The following is a 16,056-nucleotide window of genomic DNA, read 5'->3' on the forward strand; positions in this document are numbered from 1 at the left end:
TTCACTATCTGTTAATATACAGAAAGAGGCAAGGGATAAAATCCCTTACCTCTGCCCAGGCGAACGGCTACGACACTATGTGTTCCCTCACGGTTATCCGTGTTTCGCCAGTTGCACATAGTCTTTTTCATTTATTTCATTCTATCAAACTATTCTGCAATCTTCAATATCAAATTATATGTTTATCCCTTTTTTTGCAGAAGTCACAACTCACCACGACTGCGAATGCCGGATTCAAGCAGGTTTAATCGCCTTTGCCAAATCTTGTTCACGCCAGTATTCTTCAATTTCCTCCAATGATTTCCCTTTTGTTTCAGGAGTTTTATAGTGTATGAATACGCAAGCTACCACTGATAAGACCGCATAGATGAGAAAGACGTTATTGCCAATGACACTTAACAGTGGAGGGAACGTGTATGAAAAAAGGAAGTTCAATGTGTATTGTAAAAAGGTGATGACTCCCATTCCGATCGCTCTTGCCTGCAATGGCAGCACTTCCGGTATGAATAGCCAGAAGACAGGGCCAAGGCCGATTCCGAATGCGAAGACATATAAGAACACACAAACCATACTGAAGATTGTATAATCCGAAAATAGTGCCAATCCGATCAGTGGCAGGACCTGACCGCCAATACTGTAGATTAGCAGCGTTTTTCTGCCTAGTTTATCAACGATGAATAACGAGATGGCAGTGGAAACGACCAAGGCCGTCCCGATTCCGAAGTTTGCTATATTGGAACCGCTCCATCCGTTGATTTCAACCCCGTCGAAAATGATCGGGGCAAAGTATACAACGGCATTGATTCCCGTGAAGACTTGGAAGAATGTTAAGATGAAATTCATATTCAATATTTTTTTATATTGGTGGACTAAATGTTTGAATCCTACGCTTTGCTGTTTAAGGGAATGATTGATATCACTTATTTCAGCTTCCACTTCTTGCTTCGTTCCCCTTAGTTTCATCAAGACCTTCCTTGCACGGTCTTCCTTTCCTGCAGCCATGAGCCACCGTGGGCTTTCCGGTGAGATAAGCATTCCAAATGTGAAGATTGCTGCTGGAATGATCCCGATTCCGAGCATGATTCTCCAAGATCCGCTAGCGGAGAAGGAAGCCCCCACTATGTAAGCACTCAAAATCCCGACGTTTACACTTAGTTGATATAAAGCGCCGATCAATCCCCTGATTTTAGGAGGAGCCAATTCCACCAAATAAATAAGTGAACACATATTGGCTATTCCGCAGCCGATTCCCAGGATGAACCGTGATGCAATTAAAACGCTTACATTTGTAGCGAAGGCACAACCAATCGACCCGACGATGAATGTGATGCCCGCTCCAATCAGGAGTGATTTCCTTCCAAGCACCTTAGATAGTGAAGTGGAAAGGACTATAGCAGGCAATGCCCCTAATAGCAGGAAACTTACTATCAATCCTTGACCTGACGGGCTTAGTCCAAACTCTTCGGTGATGAATGGAATCGCTGGAGAAATGGCACCGGAATCGAAACCATATAATAGACCGGCCAACCCGCCAAAAATCGCATAAACATACATAATATTCGGAATCTTTTGCAAATCAATCACTCCTTTTAGTAAATTAAAGTACACCTTTTTTCAATATGAGATTCGCATACTGTGCTCGTTCACTAGTTGCGATAATGGCATAGGCCGCTTTACTTCGTTCGTAAAAGTCCATTCGTTCCAGTTTTCCGATCTTGATAGGAATATCGTTCGTTTTTTTCATTATATCTTCATAACTCTTCCAGATTACAGGGCTTTTTTCATCGCCTTCCACAGGATTCATCAATATGACGGGATGTGTCACATACGTATCGAGTGGAAAGAATGCCAATATCGCTTGCAGGAAGTCGGCCACGCCATGTCCATGACCGTCGATGATCCGGCTTGAATGACTTGCAGCCGGATAATTCCCGTCTGCAAGTACGATTTCATCACCGTGCCCCATCTCCATCATGATCTTCATCAATTCAGGAGAAAGTATTGGCGGAATTCCTTTAAGCATTCGTCAAAGCCTCTTCGCTTTCAGCCACGAATGTGTTCGTGAGTGATCCCAGTTTTTCGATTTCAACGGTGACCACATCCCCTGGCTGAATATAAACACGCTGTTCGGCCGGTAAGCCCAATACGACTCCTTCAGGTGTACCTGTCAATATAAGATCGCCCGGTTCCAATGTCATATGCTTGGAAATATAACTGATGATTTCCGCACATGAAAAGATCATATCTGATGTATTGGAATTCTGTCTTATTTCTTCATTAACATACGTTTTCAATTGCAGGTCGTTTGGATTCCCCACTTCGTCCGCTGTTACCAGGTAAGGACCAACAGGACTGAAATCATCACAGGTTTTCCCAAGCAGCCATTGCGGCGTCCTCATTTGCAGATCTCTTGCCGACAAATCGTTGACCGTACAATACCCGAACACATGGGAGAGTGCTGCTTCTTCGGAGACGTTTTTTGTCTTTTTGCCGATCACGATCCCAAGTTCCACTTCATAGTCCAGTTCATTCGTTACACTTGGTATGGCAATCTCACATCCGTGACCCGTTAATGTATTATCAAACTTGTTAAATAAGATTGGCACTTCAGGATAAGGTGCATTGGTTTCATCTGCATGTCTTTTGTAATTCAACCCAACACAAATGATTTTATGCGGCTTTGTTACACTGGGACCGAATGTGAGCCCTTTCTCTTCAATTACGGCAGCCATTCCTTCTCTGACAGCTTCATGGACCTTAGTTTCAAATTCGTCCCGTTCGGATTGGCTGAAGTTTATCACTTGCATCACATCCAACACGATTTGGTTCCATTCATTCCTATTAGCCGTTTCTTCGATATCTATTAACTGATCCTCAATTTGAACGGCAAGTTTCTGCTGTTCATCTTTAATAAAAGTAGCCAATTTCAACGTTTCTTCCCCCTTTTATGCATTTTTCCCGAAAACAACCCCGCCATCAATATATAGAGGCGATCCCATCATGAACGCAGACTCATCCGAAGCTAAGAACAGTGCCGCTTTTGCTACATCACCAGGTCTGCCCAAATCGCCGCTCAATTGTCTTTTCTTGATCGTGCCGATGGCAACCTCAGGATCGTCATATGAAGTTTTCAAGTAATTTTCGACGAACGGTGTCAAGATAGTACCCGGCAATAAAGCGTTCACCCGAATATTATAAGGTGCATAATCCACTTGCATCGCTTTCGTTAAAGCCAGTACAGCGCCTTTCGTTGCAGAGTATGCGGCACGTTTCACGAGACCCATTTCCGCTGCACATGATGACATATTGATAACGACCCCGCTCTTTTGTTCCATCATATAAGGAATCGTATATTTAGAAGGCAGATAAACCCCCTTCACATTCACGCTCATGATGCGGTCCCACACATCCGGTTCCACTTCGTCCACCCTGCCTACGTTTGAGATTCCGGCATTGTTGAATAATATGTCTATTCTCTTATAGGTTTCGATTATCTGGGAGATTGCGGATTGAACCGCTTCCGGATTCGTTACATCCACCTCATAAAACGCCGCTTTCCCGCCAGCTTCCTCTATTTCAGAAACGGTGCCCTGCCCATTTACTGCATGAATATCGGTAATGACGACAAATGCACCTTCTTTAGCGAATAAACGGGCTGATTCCTTACCTATCCCGCTTCCCCCGCCAGTGATGACAGCGATTTTATTTTGCAGTCTCATGACGTTACCTCCTGTTCATGATTCATATGGTCTTCAGGCTGCGCCGCTTTCACCGTTAAACCGCCATCCACCATTAACAGATGCCCGTTGATTTGCATGGCTTCATCGGATGCCAAAAATACGACGGAATCACCAATTTGCTTTTCGGTCCCAAGTCTCTTCATCGGATTGGCTTCAATCTCTTTTGCGAGAATTTGCGGATCCTCCAAATATTCCTCACACATATCCGTCGCAACGGTGCTTGGGCCGACAGCATTCACATTGATATTGTATTTGCCTAGCTCAATCGCCAACGCCTTCGTTAAATGCGAGGCAGCTGCCTTCGATGAAATATAGTGGGGAATGACAGGACTCGTGACAAGGACGCTAGCCGTTGATGTAATATTGATGATCTTGCCATATTTATTTTCAATCATTCGCTTCGCCGCTCTTTGCGTCGTCAAAAAGATCGATTTCACATTGGTCCGGTACGTATCATCCCATGTCTCTTCCGAAAGGCTCAAAAAAGGCTCAAACGGGGCAATACCAGCATTATTCACTAAAATATCCACCGTTCCCAGCTCTTTCTCCACTTCATCGATCATGGCATCGACATCTTCCTTCACCCCAACGTTCGCTTTTACGACGATCGCTTGGATATGAAACTCGGATTCTACTTTTTCTTTTAAAGCCTTCGCTTTTTCAAATGAACCTGGCGATGTATAATTGATAGCCACATTGGCACCTTCTTCAGCCAATCTCATGACAATCGCTGCACCGATTCCCCGGCTGCCTCCTGTGACAAGTGCTGTTCGATTATTCAATTTACCCATATGAATTCTCCTCCCTTTTCCTATCTGTTTCTAAAGGCTGATGCTGATCCGGCTGATGCTGAATTCCTGATGTCCCAGAATTTCCGCCTTTGTCAATTCACCTTGTGCTGTTTTAGCAATCGTTTCAAAAATGCGATTTCCCGCTTCCTCCGTCGTTTCTTTCCCTTTCATGACAGGACTTGTATCAATATCGATGTTATCGATCATCTTGATTGCCGTATGTTCATTTCCCGTTATTTTGATGACCGGGATAATCGGGTTCCCTGTTGGTGTCCCTCTTCCTGTCGTAAAGCAGACGATATGCACACCGGCGGCCGCCATGCCTGAAACACACTCGATATCATTCCCCGGGGAATCCATGAAGTAATAGCCATTACCCGGGATTTCTTCTGCAAATGATAAGACATCATTCAATGGGGCCGTACCTGCTTTACTGATGCAGCCAAGCGATTTTTCCTCGATGGTCGAGAGCCCGCCCTCAATATTGCCCGGGCTCGGGTTTCCGCCACGCATATCTGCCCCGATGCGTTCCACTTCTTTTTCGAATCTATCAACATATGCATATAGTTTCTTGGCCACTTCTTCGCTCACTGCTTTTTGGGCGACAATATGTTCAGCTCCGATGATTTCCGTGGTTTCGCCCATTACGATCGTTCCGCCCTGTTTCAAGAGCTGATCAGCCGTTTTCCCTAAAGCGGGATTGCTGCACAGACCGGATGTAGCATCTGAACCGCCGCATTTCACACCTACTATCAATTCTGAAATGGGGGCATCCACTTGCGGCACTTTTTCGAGTTCCAGAAATAGACCCTTCGCCACTTCAGTCCCCTTCTTAATCGCGTTTATCGTCCCACCTGCATCTTGGATATCAAGCCACTCCACAGGCTTTCCCGTTTCTTCTTCAATTTCCTGTTTCAATACCTTGGCATCAATCACCTCACAGCCCAAGCTAATTAACAGAACCGCACCAACGTTCGGGTTTTTCCCCATTCCGCCAAGAAGTTTATGTGTACGTTCTTTGTCATCACCAATCTGGCTGCATCCATGCTGATGCGGAATGGCCACTGATTCCGGTACAGCTTGCTGGATTCTGTTGGCCACATGATTGGCACAAATGACGGTAGGGATGATCAATAGATGATTACGGATTCCAAATTTGCCATTTGAACGGCGATACCCTTTTATCATGCTCATTGTGTTTGCTCCCCTTCCGCCTTATCTCCTCTTCCTCTGATTCCCTCAATATTATGTATGTGGACATGTTCACCAGGCTCGATATCCATCGTGGCTGCACCGATTACTTCTCCATATTTGATGACCGTCGCCGATCGCTGAATCGGTTTGATTGCGATTTTATGCCCAAAAGGAATCGAACGCTTTGCTTCCACTTCCATTTTTTGACCATTGATGACATAGAGTAATGTTTCCCCTTCTTTTACATCTTTCAATGAAGTAGCTACATTATCCTGATCAGACATGACGATGCTTGTAACGTCCTGTTCATAAGCTAACTGGCCCATTTCGCTCTCCCCTTTCTTTTAGTTTGTAAAAGGCTTCAGCATTTCCAGAAAATATCCCATCCACTTCAGCTTGTGTTAAAGTTTCCGGTAAATTCCCTTTAATGACCCTCACTGCGTCTTCATAGCCCCCAGCTGATAAACATACAGGCCAATCGCTGCCGAAAAGTAAACGGTCCGGCCCGAATGCCCGAACAATATGTTGTATGTATGGCTTAAAGTCTTCCACCTTCCACATTGCAGGATCAGCTTGGGTCAATAAACCCGACAGTTTGCACCAAATGTTCGGAAACTGTGACAAAGTATTCATTTCTTCTTGCCATTTGTTTAATCCCCCTGCTGATATATTCGGTTTAGCCATATGGTCGATGACGGCCTTTAGGTTAGGAAGCGTTTTCATCAATGTTAAAACAGATGAAAAATGTTTATGATTAATCAACAAATCCAGTGGAAGATCATATCGAATAAGCTGTTTCAAATTCTCCACCACTTGTTCCTGTAAAATCCAAGCACTGTCTTCCAGATCCTGCAACATAGGGCGTAAACCAACAATTCCCGGTCGTGTCATTAAAGAATCCAATTGCTCCGGGAATGATGGAGCAGATAAGTCAAGCCAGCCCACCACACCATATATCCAGTCATGGCGGTCATACAAGGATAATAGAAATAAAGTCTCTTCATAGGTTGGAGCCGCTTGCACAAGGACGGTACCCGAAATATCATTCTTATGTATTAAGGGCGATAAATCGTCGGGAAGATAATCCCGATAAAGGACTCCCATATCATTTGTAAGCCAAGAGTAATCACCTCGGTCAATTCTCCAAAAATGCTGATGTGCATCAATCATCAGGCCGACCCCCTCTTGTTATCTATATGTTACCGGTAACATTAAAATAACAGCAATATTTTAAATTGTCAATAAATTAAACGAAATCTCTTAAACTATCTAAAATGGAATTACCATTTTCAACTCTTGTTAATAAGAAAACTCGCCATTCCCAATTGGAACGGCGAGTTTTTAATCATTTAGAATGTTTCATTCTTTTCATGACAAATAGAAATAGAAAACTAACAAAAATCAGGATGAAAATGATCATGAACGGAATGGTCGTTGTAATAAGAGTGACCCATCCACTTGTCTCTACGTCTTCTGGCGTAACCTCAATTTTTTCTATATCATGTTCCTCGGCAGCATTATTGATTCTATCTAGCGAAATTTCACTATTTGGGACAGACGCGATAAAGTATTGATCCTTTTCATACCCTATCAGCCGACCGCTTATTTCAAAAACACTTTTTTGGGGCTTCAACTCTAAAAATGTCACTTTTCCATCCTCTAAAGTTGTAAAAAAATCTTCTTCAGTTAATTCAGTCGGTTCATTGTCATTATTAAAAACTAGCACAATCCCCAAGGTAACAAAGAAGATTATTAAATAAAATGTTTTACTACGGAAAATCTGCTTCATCTCATACCTTCTCCTACATTAAACAAACTATAGGCAAGAGTATCATATAAAGTTAAATATTAACAACAAAACTTTCATTGTTAAAAGCCAGTAACTTGCAAAATGGATAATATCAGTAAAAAATAGGAAGTATAGCAACCTTAAAAAAGGAGGAACCACTATGTTAATAAGAGAGGCAACGGTTTCAGATGCGGAAGGGATAGCAATAGTCCATGTGGATTGCTGGCGAACTACTTATAAGAATATAATTCCGAGTGATTTTTTAGATAAACTTTCTTATGAGAAAAGGAAAGACCTATGGATTAAGAATATAACTAGCGATGGAAAATATGTTTATGTCGCAGAAAATAGCGAGGGAAAAATAGTTGGATTTATAGATGGCGGGAAAAGGGAAAAAAACCAAGTCGAGAATTCGGGTGATTTAACTGCTATCTATATCCTCGAAAATTTTCAAAAAATGGGGATAGGAAAGAAACTCATCAAAGAGTTATTTTTAAAATTCGAGGCACTGGGATTTAAGACTATTTTTGTGGAGGTGCTTGAAGACAATAAATCTCGATACTTCTATGAGGCATTTGGTGCTGACTTGCTTAAAACCGAAAAAATCAAAATGGCTGGTGCTGAAATGAATCTATTGGTTTATGTGTGGAAGGATATTAGCCCAGTATTGTTATGAGCGACATGCCACTTAATTAGCCACTTTTTCTTTGGCAAAACAAAAAAGCTCCTATTATTTTATAGGAGCTCCAGATGATTTCCTGATTACCAATTCAGGCTTTAAATTGATCGTCCGATAGTCGGCAGGACCGACTTCATCCACTCGCTCGATCACTAATTGTGTTCCTAAATATCCGAAGTCGTAAGCGGGCTGTGAAGATACGGTTAAAAAGGGATCGAAGTCCGAGAATAATTCTAAGTCGTCAAAGCAAACGACAGCAATGTCTTCAGGTACTTTAATCTGTTTTTCTCGTAAACTTTTTATAATTTTGATGGCAATGAAATTATTGGCGGCAAAAATTGCTGTTGGACGCTCAGAGGGCGGAACATTCATTAATCCGTCAATACCGTTCCATTGCTTTTCCTGTTTGTAATGAGTCTCTATTACGAAAGACTGATCGATGTTCAAATCATTTATTTTCAGCGTTTCAATATACGCCTGATAACGCTCTTTCGAAGTGGAAATCGTTAGCGGACCATGAACCATCGCGATTCGTTCGTGTCCAAAATCGATGAGATGCTGAAGAAGCTTTTTCGTTCCTTCATAGTTATCACCAAGCACCCGATCACATGAAACATCTTGAATTTGCCTATCTATCAATGTAAATGGAATCCTGTTTTTAATTAATTTCTTCAAATTTTTAGTCGATTGATCGCCTGTTGGTGCAATAATGACGCCATCCACCCGTTTTGAAATCAATGCATCGATATATTCACTCTCTTTTTCGTAATCCTCATCGGTATTACATAAAATGAGCTGATATCCCATTTGATTGGCCTTATCTGCGGCCCCTCTCGCTACTTGGGTGAAAAAAGGGTTGGTGATATCAGTTATGATTAATGAAAGCAGCTTCGTTCTTTTAATATTCAAACTTTGGGCAGCGGAATTCGGTATATAGTTCAGCTCTTTAATGACCGCTTCAACTTTTTCCCTTGTCTTTTCACTTATATTTCCTTTATTATTAATAACTCTCGATACAGTCATCGTTGATACATTCGCTTTTTTCGCAATATCGTAAATTGTCGTCACTTTTTGTACCCGCCTTTACATTATCCCTTATATTGTATCATAAGTATAAATGGTTATTTTATACTTTAGCACTTGGAAGATCATGTTGACCCGGATACGGCACTGAACTTCAAAAAAAGACACAGTCCTTCGTGAAGGATTGTGCCTTGCTTTTGGTTTAATTTTGGTTAAATCCGCTTTCGTCCATGTAAAATACTTCCCAAGAATGTCCGTCGATATCCAGAAAACTCCAACCATACATGAAACCATGATCAATGGCTTCGTTAAAAGGCTTTCCGCCAGCATCCAGTGCCCTATTCACGACTGCATCGACTTCTTCCTTGCTTTTAACGGACAGGGCAACGATGGCTTCGGTACTCGCTGCAGAATCCGGGATCTCCTTCTTGGTAAACGTTTTAAAGTAATCTTCCACCAATAACATGACATATATGGACTCGCTGATAACCATGCATGTCGCATTTTCATTGGTCATTTGCTCGTTAAACTCAAAGCCGACCTTTGTGAAAAATTCTACTGAGGCATCCAAATCTTTAACAGGCAAGTTTACAAAGATCTTTTCTGCTTGAACTCCCATCCAATTCACCCTCGCTTGATTTATTTGTTCACTCACCTACTATTCGCTGCATTTTTCGATTATCCTGCTTGCAGTAGTGATTGCATTCACATTGAACAGATACAACCTTAGTCACGGGGAACATTCATAATTCACCTACTTAAAGTATTTCAAATATTAAACAGGCTGATTCAATTTTAAAACAACCTGGGAGTTTACCTTAAGAAATTTCAAGAAGTATATGCCTCTCCCCTTGCTGTTTCAACATTGGATGGCGCATAAAAATTGAAATTCGTATACCGGATGGTTTCAAAACTAAAACACATTTTGTCTTTTTTGAAATAAAAAATATATAATTCCATGTTTTACTAAAATTAATTACTTTTAAGGAGGTATGCATATGAAAATTAGTATTAAAACATGAAGTATCCGGAAAATTTTCTTTACTGGTTTTGGTTTTGATTTCAGTTGTTTTACCAGGATTCATCCCAATCATTTCATCCTCCGATAGCTAAGCAAACGCTCGAAGCACCACCTATTATGCAAGTAAGAGCAATCCTCGTTTTGCAAATGCAGCACAAGTTCAAAAAATAGATGGGAAACAACATTACTCTATGGGATAGGTGGTTCATAGATGGTTACCATTCAAACATATATATCAAAAAATGGTTATGATGCAATAGTTGATAAACATGTATTAGCTAACGGGGATTTTATCCCAATCCATCACTCAAGCGCTAAGCAACTGGGAAATCAACAGCTATTTACTTCAAAAGGAACTTCCTTATACGGCACAGTCATTATATCTTATCAAAATCAATTTCTCTCGGGCTTTTATGATTGGGATGATATTGATGGTATTTGGCTTTCAATTTTACAGGCAATGTATGATTGTTTAAATACTGGTATTGGCAACTGCGGCTTTTCTGAACGCTCTATGGGTTGGCAAATGAACAGGTTAATAGAAAAGAATCCTGCTATATTATTTACATGGCACCATGGTTTTGCAAGCAAAGAATGGAATGATATTCCTAAGAAATCCACACTAAGATTCCCTGAAAATGTGCTATTGAATAGTTTAATAGAAAAGGGAACCAAGTTTTTAAGATTTAGAAATGCTCTATATGATAGCGGTCCAAGCCAAAATATTAACCAGTTAATTAATGATCTTAAATCTTTTAATAGTGATTTAGGGCATGTGCAATTGGAATAGCTCACTGTCCTGAGTGAAGTTGAAGTCTTGTTAGATATAGAAAAACAGTCCTTGCCGGCATTCGCCAGCAAGGACTGTTTTTCATGTACTAGAAGGCACGAAGTCTAAATGGTACCTTTTCTTTTATTTCAAATAAAAACTCATAATCTGTGTTTCGTTAATTTTTGCTTGGGTACTATTTGTTTTTTCCAGTTTTTCAACCAGCTCGCCATTCGTGATAACAATCGGAGTTACGATGCTTGGAGCTTTGGCTTTCAGAAAATCGATATCAAATGTAACAAGCTTATCTCCTGCTTTTACATTTTGCCCTTCTGCAACATGGACTTCAAATCCCTCACCATTAAGGTTAACTGTTTCCAATCCAATATGAATCAACAATTCTATGCCATGCTTCGTGCGGAGGCCTAGAGCATGTTTAGTATGAAAAACCTGGATCACTTCTGCATCGATTGGAGATACGACCAACCCTTCCTCAGGAAGAATTGCTATTCCGTCCCCCATCATTTTACCGGAAAACACCGGATCTCGAACATTTTCAATACTTATTACTTGTCCATTTATAGGAGCAAGCAGTTGCTCCACAATCTCTTTTTTACTGAATAATTTTTTGAACATAATATTTCCACCTTTCTCTTTCAGTCTTGAATCTCACAATTAATCGTTAAATATTCGGTGAATTCCGATAATATTTTTTGTTATTTTTTCTTTTTCAATTTCCCTTCTGCTTTCTTTTTATTCTGTTCCACTCTAAATATAACCATCTCGGTTATTAATTCATAAGGAATTGGCTTGTTTAGTGGAAACTGAACGGCCCCTTTTGAACATTTATATTCAGATAAAGCAGATTCGAACGCAGAGATCGCGCTTGGAGCTGGATAGAATCCTATATGTTTTTTATAGGCAGCGAAATGTACCAGATTTCCATATAAAACAAAGGTAGGCATTTGATAGCTTATCTTTTCTTCTGCATCCGGTGCTGCATCCTTTATGACTTTTCTTAACGTTTTTAATATCTCCTGAACTTCTTCGGGAAATTGTATAATGTATTCATCAATTGAATGGAATGTATTGGTTCCCTCCATCTTTTCTCCCTTCTTAAATCCAAACTACAATACTCTTATTATAACATTCTCCCCCACCAACCTATGGATTGAATCCCTTTTGTATTTCGCTAACCTATCCCTTTAAAAACTCTTCCATTCTATTCATTACACCTTCAAGCATGATAATCGACCTTGAAGTATTCAAAGGTTCACTATCCAAGGAATGGTTGGCATTTGGGATTTTATCCATGCTTATATTCGTTTTACTTTCAATCATTTCAATTTTACCTGGAATATAATGATGATCCTTTTCTCCTATAACTATATGTGCTGAATGATTGCTGCTTAATAATCCTTCAAAAATCGCATCGAACTTCAATAGCGGCGTAAGCAATATCATTTTGGCATTCAAAAACCGCTCACTTTTCATGATTCCGTTGATGATGGGTATGGTGCCAAGTGATTTGCCTAGAAATACTGTTCCTTTATATTCATGATTTTGAAGTACTTCCGTAATGACGGGATTGATATCATTAACGATCACTTTTGTGATATCTACCAATGGATGCTTGAAAATATCCTGGTCATAAGCGTAATGAATATGTACGACATCAAACTGATTTTGAAGCATAATCATCGTCGAATAATAGAATAACGGCTTCTCATACGTGTATCCCGCACCTGAAAACATAAAACAAACGGCTGGACTTCCGTTTTCAATATGTGTGTATGTAATTTCTTTTTCATTACTATTTATTTTTCTTTGGTTAACCTCCATGATAGATTCCTCCCATTCTTTCTTTTGCTCTTAGTATTCATTAGCTACCTGCTGAATCCCTCCTTGATCGATACTATCTAAACAGAATCCAAGAATTAGGTTTCGTTTTTTATCAGGAATAGGTATACTTTAGCTATCAACCTATTTTATGGAAATTAATCTGATGATCGATCAATCCAGCCTTGAAGGAGAGTGTGTAATGAAAATCAAAGTGTTATGTTTCATTCTTGTCCTGCTAGTCACTGGTTCCATGAGTACGATTCATGCAAGTGCAAACGATCAAAAGATGAAAGAACTGGATATCGGGGATTCTTTCGATGGTGTGGAAGGCACGATGGTACTCCAAAACTTAAAAAATGATAAAGTATTTATCTATAATAAACAGAGAAGTAAAGTACGCTACACTCCAGAATCGACATTCAAAGTGGCGAATGCATTAATCGGTTTACAGACAAAAACGGTAAGCGATGAATATGAGGTGAAGCGCTGGGATGGGGTAATCAGGGAATTTGAGGATTGGAACAGAGATCATACGCTGGCTTCAGCCATGAGGCATTCAGTGATCTGGTATTATCAAGCAATGGCCCGTGATATCGGGGCGGAAAACATGCAGCAATATGTGAACCTTCTAGATTATGGCAATCATGATATCTCCGGGGGGATCGACCAGTTTTGGCTCGACAGCAGCATAAAGATTTCTGCCCGGGAACAAGTCCAATTCATCGAAAACCTTGTAGAAGAAAAACTGCCTATCGATAAGCAGCATATGAGAACCGTTAAGAGAATCATGATCAATGAAGAAGCAAACTCATATGTCCTCCATGGAAAAACCGGGACACGCCTTTCTGATATGGGATTGGGCTGGTATGTGGGTTACATCGAAACGGACAAAGGAAAATGGGCCTTCGCCACTAACTTGGATGGCAGCGGAAGCAAAGCCAAAGCGATTACGCTTGAAGCCTTGAAAGAGTTGGATATCCTAAAAGAATAAAAGTTCACGCATGCTCTTAATTCGGGCATGCGTTTTGCTTTGTCATAAAGGTATCTGAAACTTCACCTGATTTGTCAGCACACAGATTCAAAACTCTTCTAGACAAGCTCCTTAAACATAATCATTTATACTCTTCCTTTCTTCTGATTTTGAAAAATGAGAAAATTATGAATTTCTCGTTTTTTAAAATCGCATAGTTTTTTGTTCCATGTTCTCATTGTGCATCACGTGTTTATGCCTTGTTGACGATACGTGTTTATTTGATATAGTTTTAAAATAGTAATTCAAGACTGACTAAATAAAGTAATAAAACTGCATCATAATAAATGGAGCTAAGGATTATTTGTTTGTAACGTTTATATAAACTATGGGCCTTTAGTGAAAGGGGCACCTTCTGTGAAAACCATTCAAAGTCGCTTATTGTTAATGTTATTTCTTTTTATCATCTTACCGTATTTTCTATCAGTGTTTCTGATTTACAGCTATACAAAAAATAGTGTGGAGAGACATGAGCTTGAAAATAGCCAGGAACAACTTCAGAAAAACGCTGAAGAACTGGAGCAATACTTTGATGACATGATTAATCTTCCCTATCTATTATATCGAAATCCCGATTTATTCCGGATTTTTAAAAATGGTTTTGAAGACTCGATATACTTTAACCCGATTGCGATGGAAAAAAGTATAGAAACCTTTTATCTGATGCGAAACGAAATCCGTCAAGTACGGTTTTATATTGATAAGGATAAAGAATCGTTTACAGTTTATAATGCGACGGTCAGTGCCCGGAAACCTCAACCAGATTTATTAAATGAGGATCCGATAAAACAATTTTATAGCTCTAACTCTAATTACATGATTGAGCCGCCACATCAAATTCAAAATTACAATGACACAGCGATCATTCCCCAGTCGGACGACACAATGGTGATGACTTTTCACCATAAAATAGTCGATGTGCCTTCAAACGAATATCTCGGAATAATTACAATTGATATAGATTTAGATGCCTATGCCCGTATATGTAACAGCCTTGTTCAAAAGGATGAAGAATCTGTACTACTTTTGGATTCGCATAACAATGTCATGTATGCAAATGATCGGTCCCTTATAGGAAAATCCGTTACTCCTGATTTTAAAAAGCAGATTACGGGTGAAGATATTATTTTAACCAAAACATTATCAGGAACACTAAATCATTGGAAATTAGTTAAGATAACCCCTAATCATGTATTATTCGATGATGTCCGGAAGACTGCCTATACAAATATAATCGTTGGACTAATAGTTGGCTTGTTAGGGCTATTAATGATTGGTATTATTTCATACAGAATTACTCGTCCCATTAAACTTCTTAGCAAGAAAGTGAGAACAATAAAAGGTGGAAATATGGATGTCCCCTTTGACGATGGAAGAAAAGACGAAATTGGTGAGTTGGAAAAACATATGAAGGATATGATGAACCGAATCAATCTACACATTGAAAGAGAATATAAACTCGAAATAGAAAATAGAAAAAACCAATTCAGAGCATTAAAATCTCAGGTTAATCCGCATTTCTTATTTAATTCGTTACAATCTATTGGTGCAGTTGCCCTAAGATCTAATTCTCCAAAAGTCTACCAATTATTGACATCACTATCTAAAATGATGCGCTACTCCATTAAGGCAAACCAATGGGTGTTGGTTCGAGATGAAGTGAATTATATAGAAGCATACCTAAACCTTCAAATGGAGCGTTTTGGAAACAATGTGAACTATTCTATTAAAATAAGCGAGGCGATCCTTGATATGACGATTCCAAGTATGATTCTTCAGCCCCTCGTTGAAAACTTCTTTAAACACAGTTATGAAGAAGGTTTCTATCATGCTCATTTAACTATTTATGGAGAAATACAAGGAGAATTTTTACACCTCATCGTTGAAAATTCGGGTCCTAGTTTGACTCAGGCGGAGCTTCGAATATTAAGAGAAAATATATACGCGTCCCTACATGAAAGCACATATTCACATAATCATATCGGTCTGAAAAATATTTATGATCGTTTAGTTCTAAATTATGGATCAAAAGCAGGCCTGGAAGTGGATACGTATCAAGGACAAGGATTTTCCGTTAAAATAGTGATTCCACTAGAATTTCCGCTTGCTAATGAATAGATTGCTTCGTAGCCATTCAAAAACGGACACTTTTACTCATTCATATAAGGAGATGAAATC

General features: G+C 39.7%; 19 protein-coding genes and 1 riboswitch. Of the genes, 4 read left to right on the plus strand and 15 right to left on the minus strand.

Annotated elements, in window-relative coordinates:
- Nucleotides 1–46: 46 nt before the first annotated feature.
- Nucleotides 47–125: riboswitch (ZMP/ZTP riboswitch) on the minus strand.
- A gap of 109 nt (nucleotides 126–234) precedes the next feature.
- From ABOA58_RS22410 to ABOA58_RS22450, 9 genes are all read right to left on the minus strand, one after another.
- Entirely contained in the window at nucleotides 235–1,575 is a 1,341-nt protein-coding gene (locus ABOA58_RS22410) for a sugar porter family MFS transporter (protein WP_350300079.1), read from the minus strand.
- A 22-nt stretch (nucleotides 1,576–1,597) separates the two neighbouring features.
- Nucleotides 1,598–2,023, minus strand: coding sequence for an RbsD/FucU family protein (locus ABOA58_RS22415; protein WP_350300080.1), 426 nt, complete (start codon nucleotides 2,021–2,023; stop codon nucleotides 1,598–1,600).
- On the minus strand, nucleotides 2,016–2,930 hold the full coding sequence (locus ABOA58_RS22420; protein WP_350300081.1) for a fumarylacetoacetate hydrolase family protein: 915 nt from the start codon (nucleotides 2,928–2,930) through the stop codon (nucleotides 2,016–2,018). The genes ABOA58_RS22415 and ABOA58_RS22420 overlap by 8 nt, the downstream gene beginning before the upstream one ends.
- Nucleotides 2,931–2,945: 15 nt before the next feature.
- Nucleotides 2,946–3,719 (minus strand): SDR family NAD(P)-dependent oxidoreductase, encoded by a 774-nt coding sequence (locus ABOA58_RS22425; RefSeq protein ID WP_350300082.1) that lies wholly within the window; start codon nucleotides 3,717–3,719, stop codon nucleotides 2,946–2,948.
- A complete protein-coding gene (locus ABOA58_RS22430; protein WP_350300083.1) occupies nucleotides 3,716–4,531 on the minus strand; it encodes an SDR family NAD(P)-dependent oxidoreductase in 816 nt (271 codons plus the stop codon). The genes ABOA58_RS22425 and ABOA58_RS22430 overlap by 4 nt, the downstream gene beginning before the upstream one ends.
- A gap of 30 nt (nucleotides 4,532–4,561) precedes the next feature.
- Nucleotides 4,562–5,725, minus strand: a complete 1,164-nt coding sequence (locus ABOA58_RS22435; RefSeq protein WP_350300084.1) for a UxaA family hydrolase — start codon at nucleotides 5,723–5,725, stop codon at nucleotides 4,562–4,564.
- Nucleotides 5,722–6,051 (minus strand): UxaA family hydrolase, encoded by a 330-nt coding sequence (locus ABOA58_RS22440; RefSeq protein ID WP_350300085.1) that lies wholly within the window; start codon nucleotides 6,049–6,051, stop codon nucleotides 5,722–5,724. The genes ABOA58_RS22435 and ABOA58_RS22440 overlap by 4 nt, the downstream gene beginning before the upstream one ends.
- A complete protein-coding gene (locus ABOA58_RS22445; RefSeq protein WP_350300086.1) occupies nucleotides 6,032–6,895 on the minus strand; it encodes an amidohydrolase family protein in 864 nt (287 codons plus the stop codon). The genes ABOA58_RS22440 and ABOA58_RS22445 overlap by 20 nt, the downstream gene beginning before the upstream one ends.
- Nucleotides 6,896–7,070: 175 nt before the next feature.
- Nucleotides 7,071–7,514, minus strand: a complete 444-nt coding sequence (locus ABOA58_RS22450; RefSeq protein ID WP_350300087.1) for an ATP-dependent metallopeptidase FtsH/Yme1/Tma family protein — start codon at nucleotides 7,512–7,514, stop codon at nucleotides 7,071–7,073.
- 160 nt (nucleotides 7,515–7,674) lie between these two features.
- Here ABOA58_RS22450 and ABOA58_RS22455 point away from each other — a divergent pair, with 160 nt between their 5' ends.
- Nucleotides 7,675–8,190: a GNAT family N-acetyltransferase gene (locus ABOA58_RS22455; RefSeq protein ID WP_350300088.1), complete on the plus strand. Its 516-nt coding sequence runs from the start codon at nucleotides 7,675–7,677 to the stop codon at nucleotides 8,188–8,190.
- A 54-nt stretch (nucleotides 8,191–8,244) separates the two neighbouring features.
- Here the strand turns inward: ABOA58_RS22455 and ABOA58_RS22460 are convergent, their stop codons facing one another.
- The 3 genes from ABOA58_RS22460 to ABOA58_RS22470 form a co-directional block, all read right to left on the minus strand.
- The gene (locus ABOA58_RS22460; RefSeq protein ID WP_350300089.1) at nucleotides 8,245–9,261 is read right to left on the minus strand and encodes a LacI family DNA-binding transcriptional regulator; all 1,017 of its coding nucleotides are present in this window, start codon (nucleotides 9,259–9,261) and stop codon (nucleotides 8,245–8,247) included.
- Between the two features lie 157 nt (nucleotides 9,262–9,418).
- Nucleotides 9,419–9,835 carry a VOC family protein gene (locus tag ABOA58_RS22465; RefSeq protein WP_350300090.1) on the minus strand — a complete coding sequence of 139 codons (417 nt, stop codon included), beginning with the start codon at nucleotides 9,833–9,835 and terminating at the stop codon, nucleotides 9,419–9,421.
- A 199-nt stretch (nucleotides 9,836–10,034) separates the two neighbouring features.
- Nucleotides 10,035–10,310 (minus strand): hypothetical protein, encoded by a 276-nt coding sequence (locus ABOA58_RS22470; RefSeq protein WP_350300091.1) that lies wholly within the window; start codon nucleotides 10,308–10,310, stop codon nucleotides 10,035–10,037.
- 138 nt (nucleotides 10,311–10,448) lie between these two features.
- Between ABOA58_RS22470 and ABOA58_RS22475 the strand changes: the two genes are divergently transcribed.
- Nucleotides 10,449–11,027, plus strand: coding sequence for a hypothetical protein (locus tag ABOA58_RS22475; protein WP_350300092.1), 579 nt, complete (start codon nucleotides 10,449–10,451; stop codon nucleotides 11,025–11,027).
- Nucleotides 11,028–11,150: 123 nt separating this feature from the next.
- On the opposite strand, the gene ABOA58_RS22480 is transcribed toward ABOA58_RS22475, so the two are convergent.
- From ABOA58_RS22480 to ABOA58_RS22490, 3 genes are all read right to left on the minus strand, one after another.
- Nucleotides 11,151–11,642, minus strand: coding sequence for a PTS sugar transporter subunit IIA (locus tag ABOA58_RS22480; protein ID WP_350300093.1), 492 nt, complete (start codon nucleotides 11,640–11,642; stop codon nucleotides 11,151–11,153).
- Between the two features lie 80 nt (nucleotides 11,643–11,722).
- Nucleotides 11,723–12,109: an iron chaperone gene (locus ABOA58_RS22485; RefSeq protein ID WP_350300094.1), complete on the minus strand. Its 387-nt coding sequence runs from the start codon at nucleotides 12,107–12,109 to the stop codon at nucleotides 11,723–11,725.
- Between the two features lie 94 nt (nucleotides 12,110–12,203).
- The gene (locus ABOA58_RS22490) at nucleotides 12,204–12,848 is read right to left on the minus strand and encodes an alpha/beta hydrolase (RefSeq protein ID WP_350300095.1); all 645 of its coding nucleotides are present in this window, start codon (nucleotides 12,846–12,848) and stop codon (nucleotides 12,204–12,206) included.
- A 199-nt stretch (nucleotides 12,849–13,047) separates the two neighbouring features.
- Between ABOA58_RS22490 and blaOXA the strand changes: the two genes are divergently transcribed.
- Together blaOXA and ABOA58_RS22500 are read left to right on the plus strand one after the other, a co-directional pair.
- A complete protein-coding gene (gene blaOXA, locus ABOA58_RS22495; protein ID WP_350300096.1) occupies nucleotides 13,048–13,839 on the plus strand; it encodes a class D beta-lactamase in 792 nt (263 codons plus the stop codon).
- 396 nt (nucleotides 13,840–14,235) lie between these two features.
- Nucleotides 14,236–15,996, plus strand: a complete 1,761-nt coding sequence (locus ABOA58_RS22500; protein WP_350300097.1) for a cache domain-containing sensor histidine kinase — start codon at nucleotides 14,236–14,238, stop codon at nucleotides 15,994–15,996.
- Nucleotides 15,997–16,056 lie beyond the last annotated feature (60 nt).

The sequence above is a fragment of the Peribacillus frigoritolerans genome (assembly GCF_040250305.1).
GTDB lineage: Bacteria > Bacillota > Bacilli > Bacillales > DSM-1321 > Peribacillus.

Bases quoted from the DNA above. Each gene is read 5' to 3' on its own strand.
- ABOA58_RS22415 (WP_350300080.1), bottom strand. From the start codon at position 2,023: ATGCTTAAAGGAATTCCGCCAATACTTTCTCCTGAATTGATGAAGATC.
- ABOA58_RS22425 (WP_350300082.1), bottom strand. From the start codon at position 3,719: ATGAGACTGCAAAATAAAATCGCTGTCATCACTGGCGGGGGAAGCGGG.
- ABOA58_RS22430 (WP_350300083.1), bottom strand. From the start codon at position 4,531: ATGGGTAAATTGAATAATCGAACAGCACTTGTCACAGGAGGCAGCCGG.
- ABOA58_RS22435 (WP_350300084.1), bottom strand. From the start codon at position 5,725: ATGAGCATGATAAAAGGGTATCGCCGTTCAAATGGCAAATTTGGAATC.
- ABOA58_RS22440 (WP_350300085.1), bottom strand. From the start codon at position 6,051: ATGGGCCAGTTAGCTTATGAACAGGACGTTACAAGCATCGTCATGTCT.
- ABOA58_RS22445 (WP_350300086.1), bottom strand. From the start codon at position 6,895: ATGATTGATGCACATCAGCATTTTTGGAGAATTGACCGAGGTGATTAC.
- ABOA58_RS22450 (WP_350300087.1), bottom strand. From the start codon at position 7,514: ATGAAGCAGATTTTCCGTAGTAAAACATTTTATTTAATAATCTTCTTT.
- ABOA58_RS22455 (WP_350300088.1), top strand. From the start codon at position 7,675: ATGTTAATAAGAGAGGCAACGGTTTCAGATGCGGAAGGGATAGCAATA.
- ABOA58_RS22465 (WP_350300090.1), bottom strand. From the start codon at position 9,835: ATGGGAGTTCAAGCAGAAAAGATCTTTGTAAACTTGCCTGTTAAAGAT.
- ABOA58_RS22470 (WP_350300091.1), bottom strand. From the start codon at position 10,310: ATGATTGGGATGAATCCTGGTAAAACAACTGAAATCAAAACCAAAACC.
- ABOA58_RS22475 (WP_350300092.1), top strand. From the start codon at position 10,449: ATGGTTACCATTCAAACATATATATCAAAAAATGGTTATGATGCAATA.
- ABOA58_RS22480 (WP_350300093.1), bottom strand. From the start codon at position 11,642: ATGTTCAAAAAATTATTCAGTAAAAAAGAGATTGTGGAGCAACTGCTT.
- ABOA58_RS22485 (WP_350300094.1), bottom strand. From the start codon at position 12,109: ATGGAGGGAACCAATACATTCCATTCAATTGATGAATACATTATACAA.
- ABOA58_RS22490 (WP_350300095.1), bottom strand. From the start codon at position 12,848: ATGGAGGTTAACCAAAGAAAAATAAATAGTAATGAAAAAGAAATTACA.
- blaOXA (WP_350300096.1), top strand. From the start codon at position 13,048: ATGAAAATCAAAGTGTTATGTTTCATTCTTGTCCTGCTAGTCACTGGT.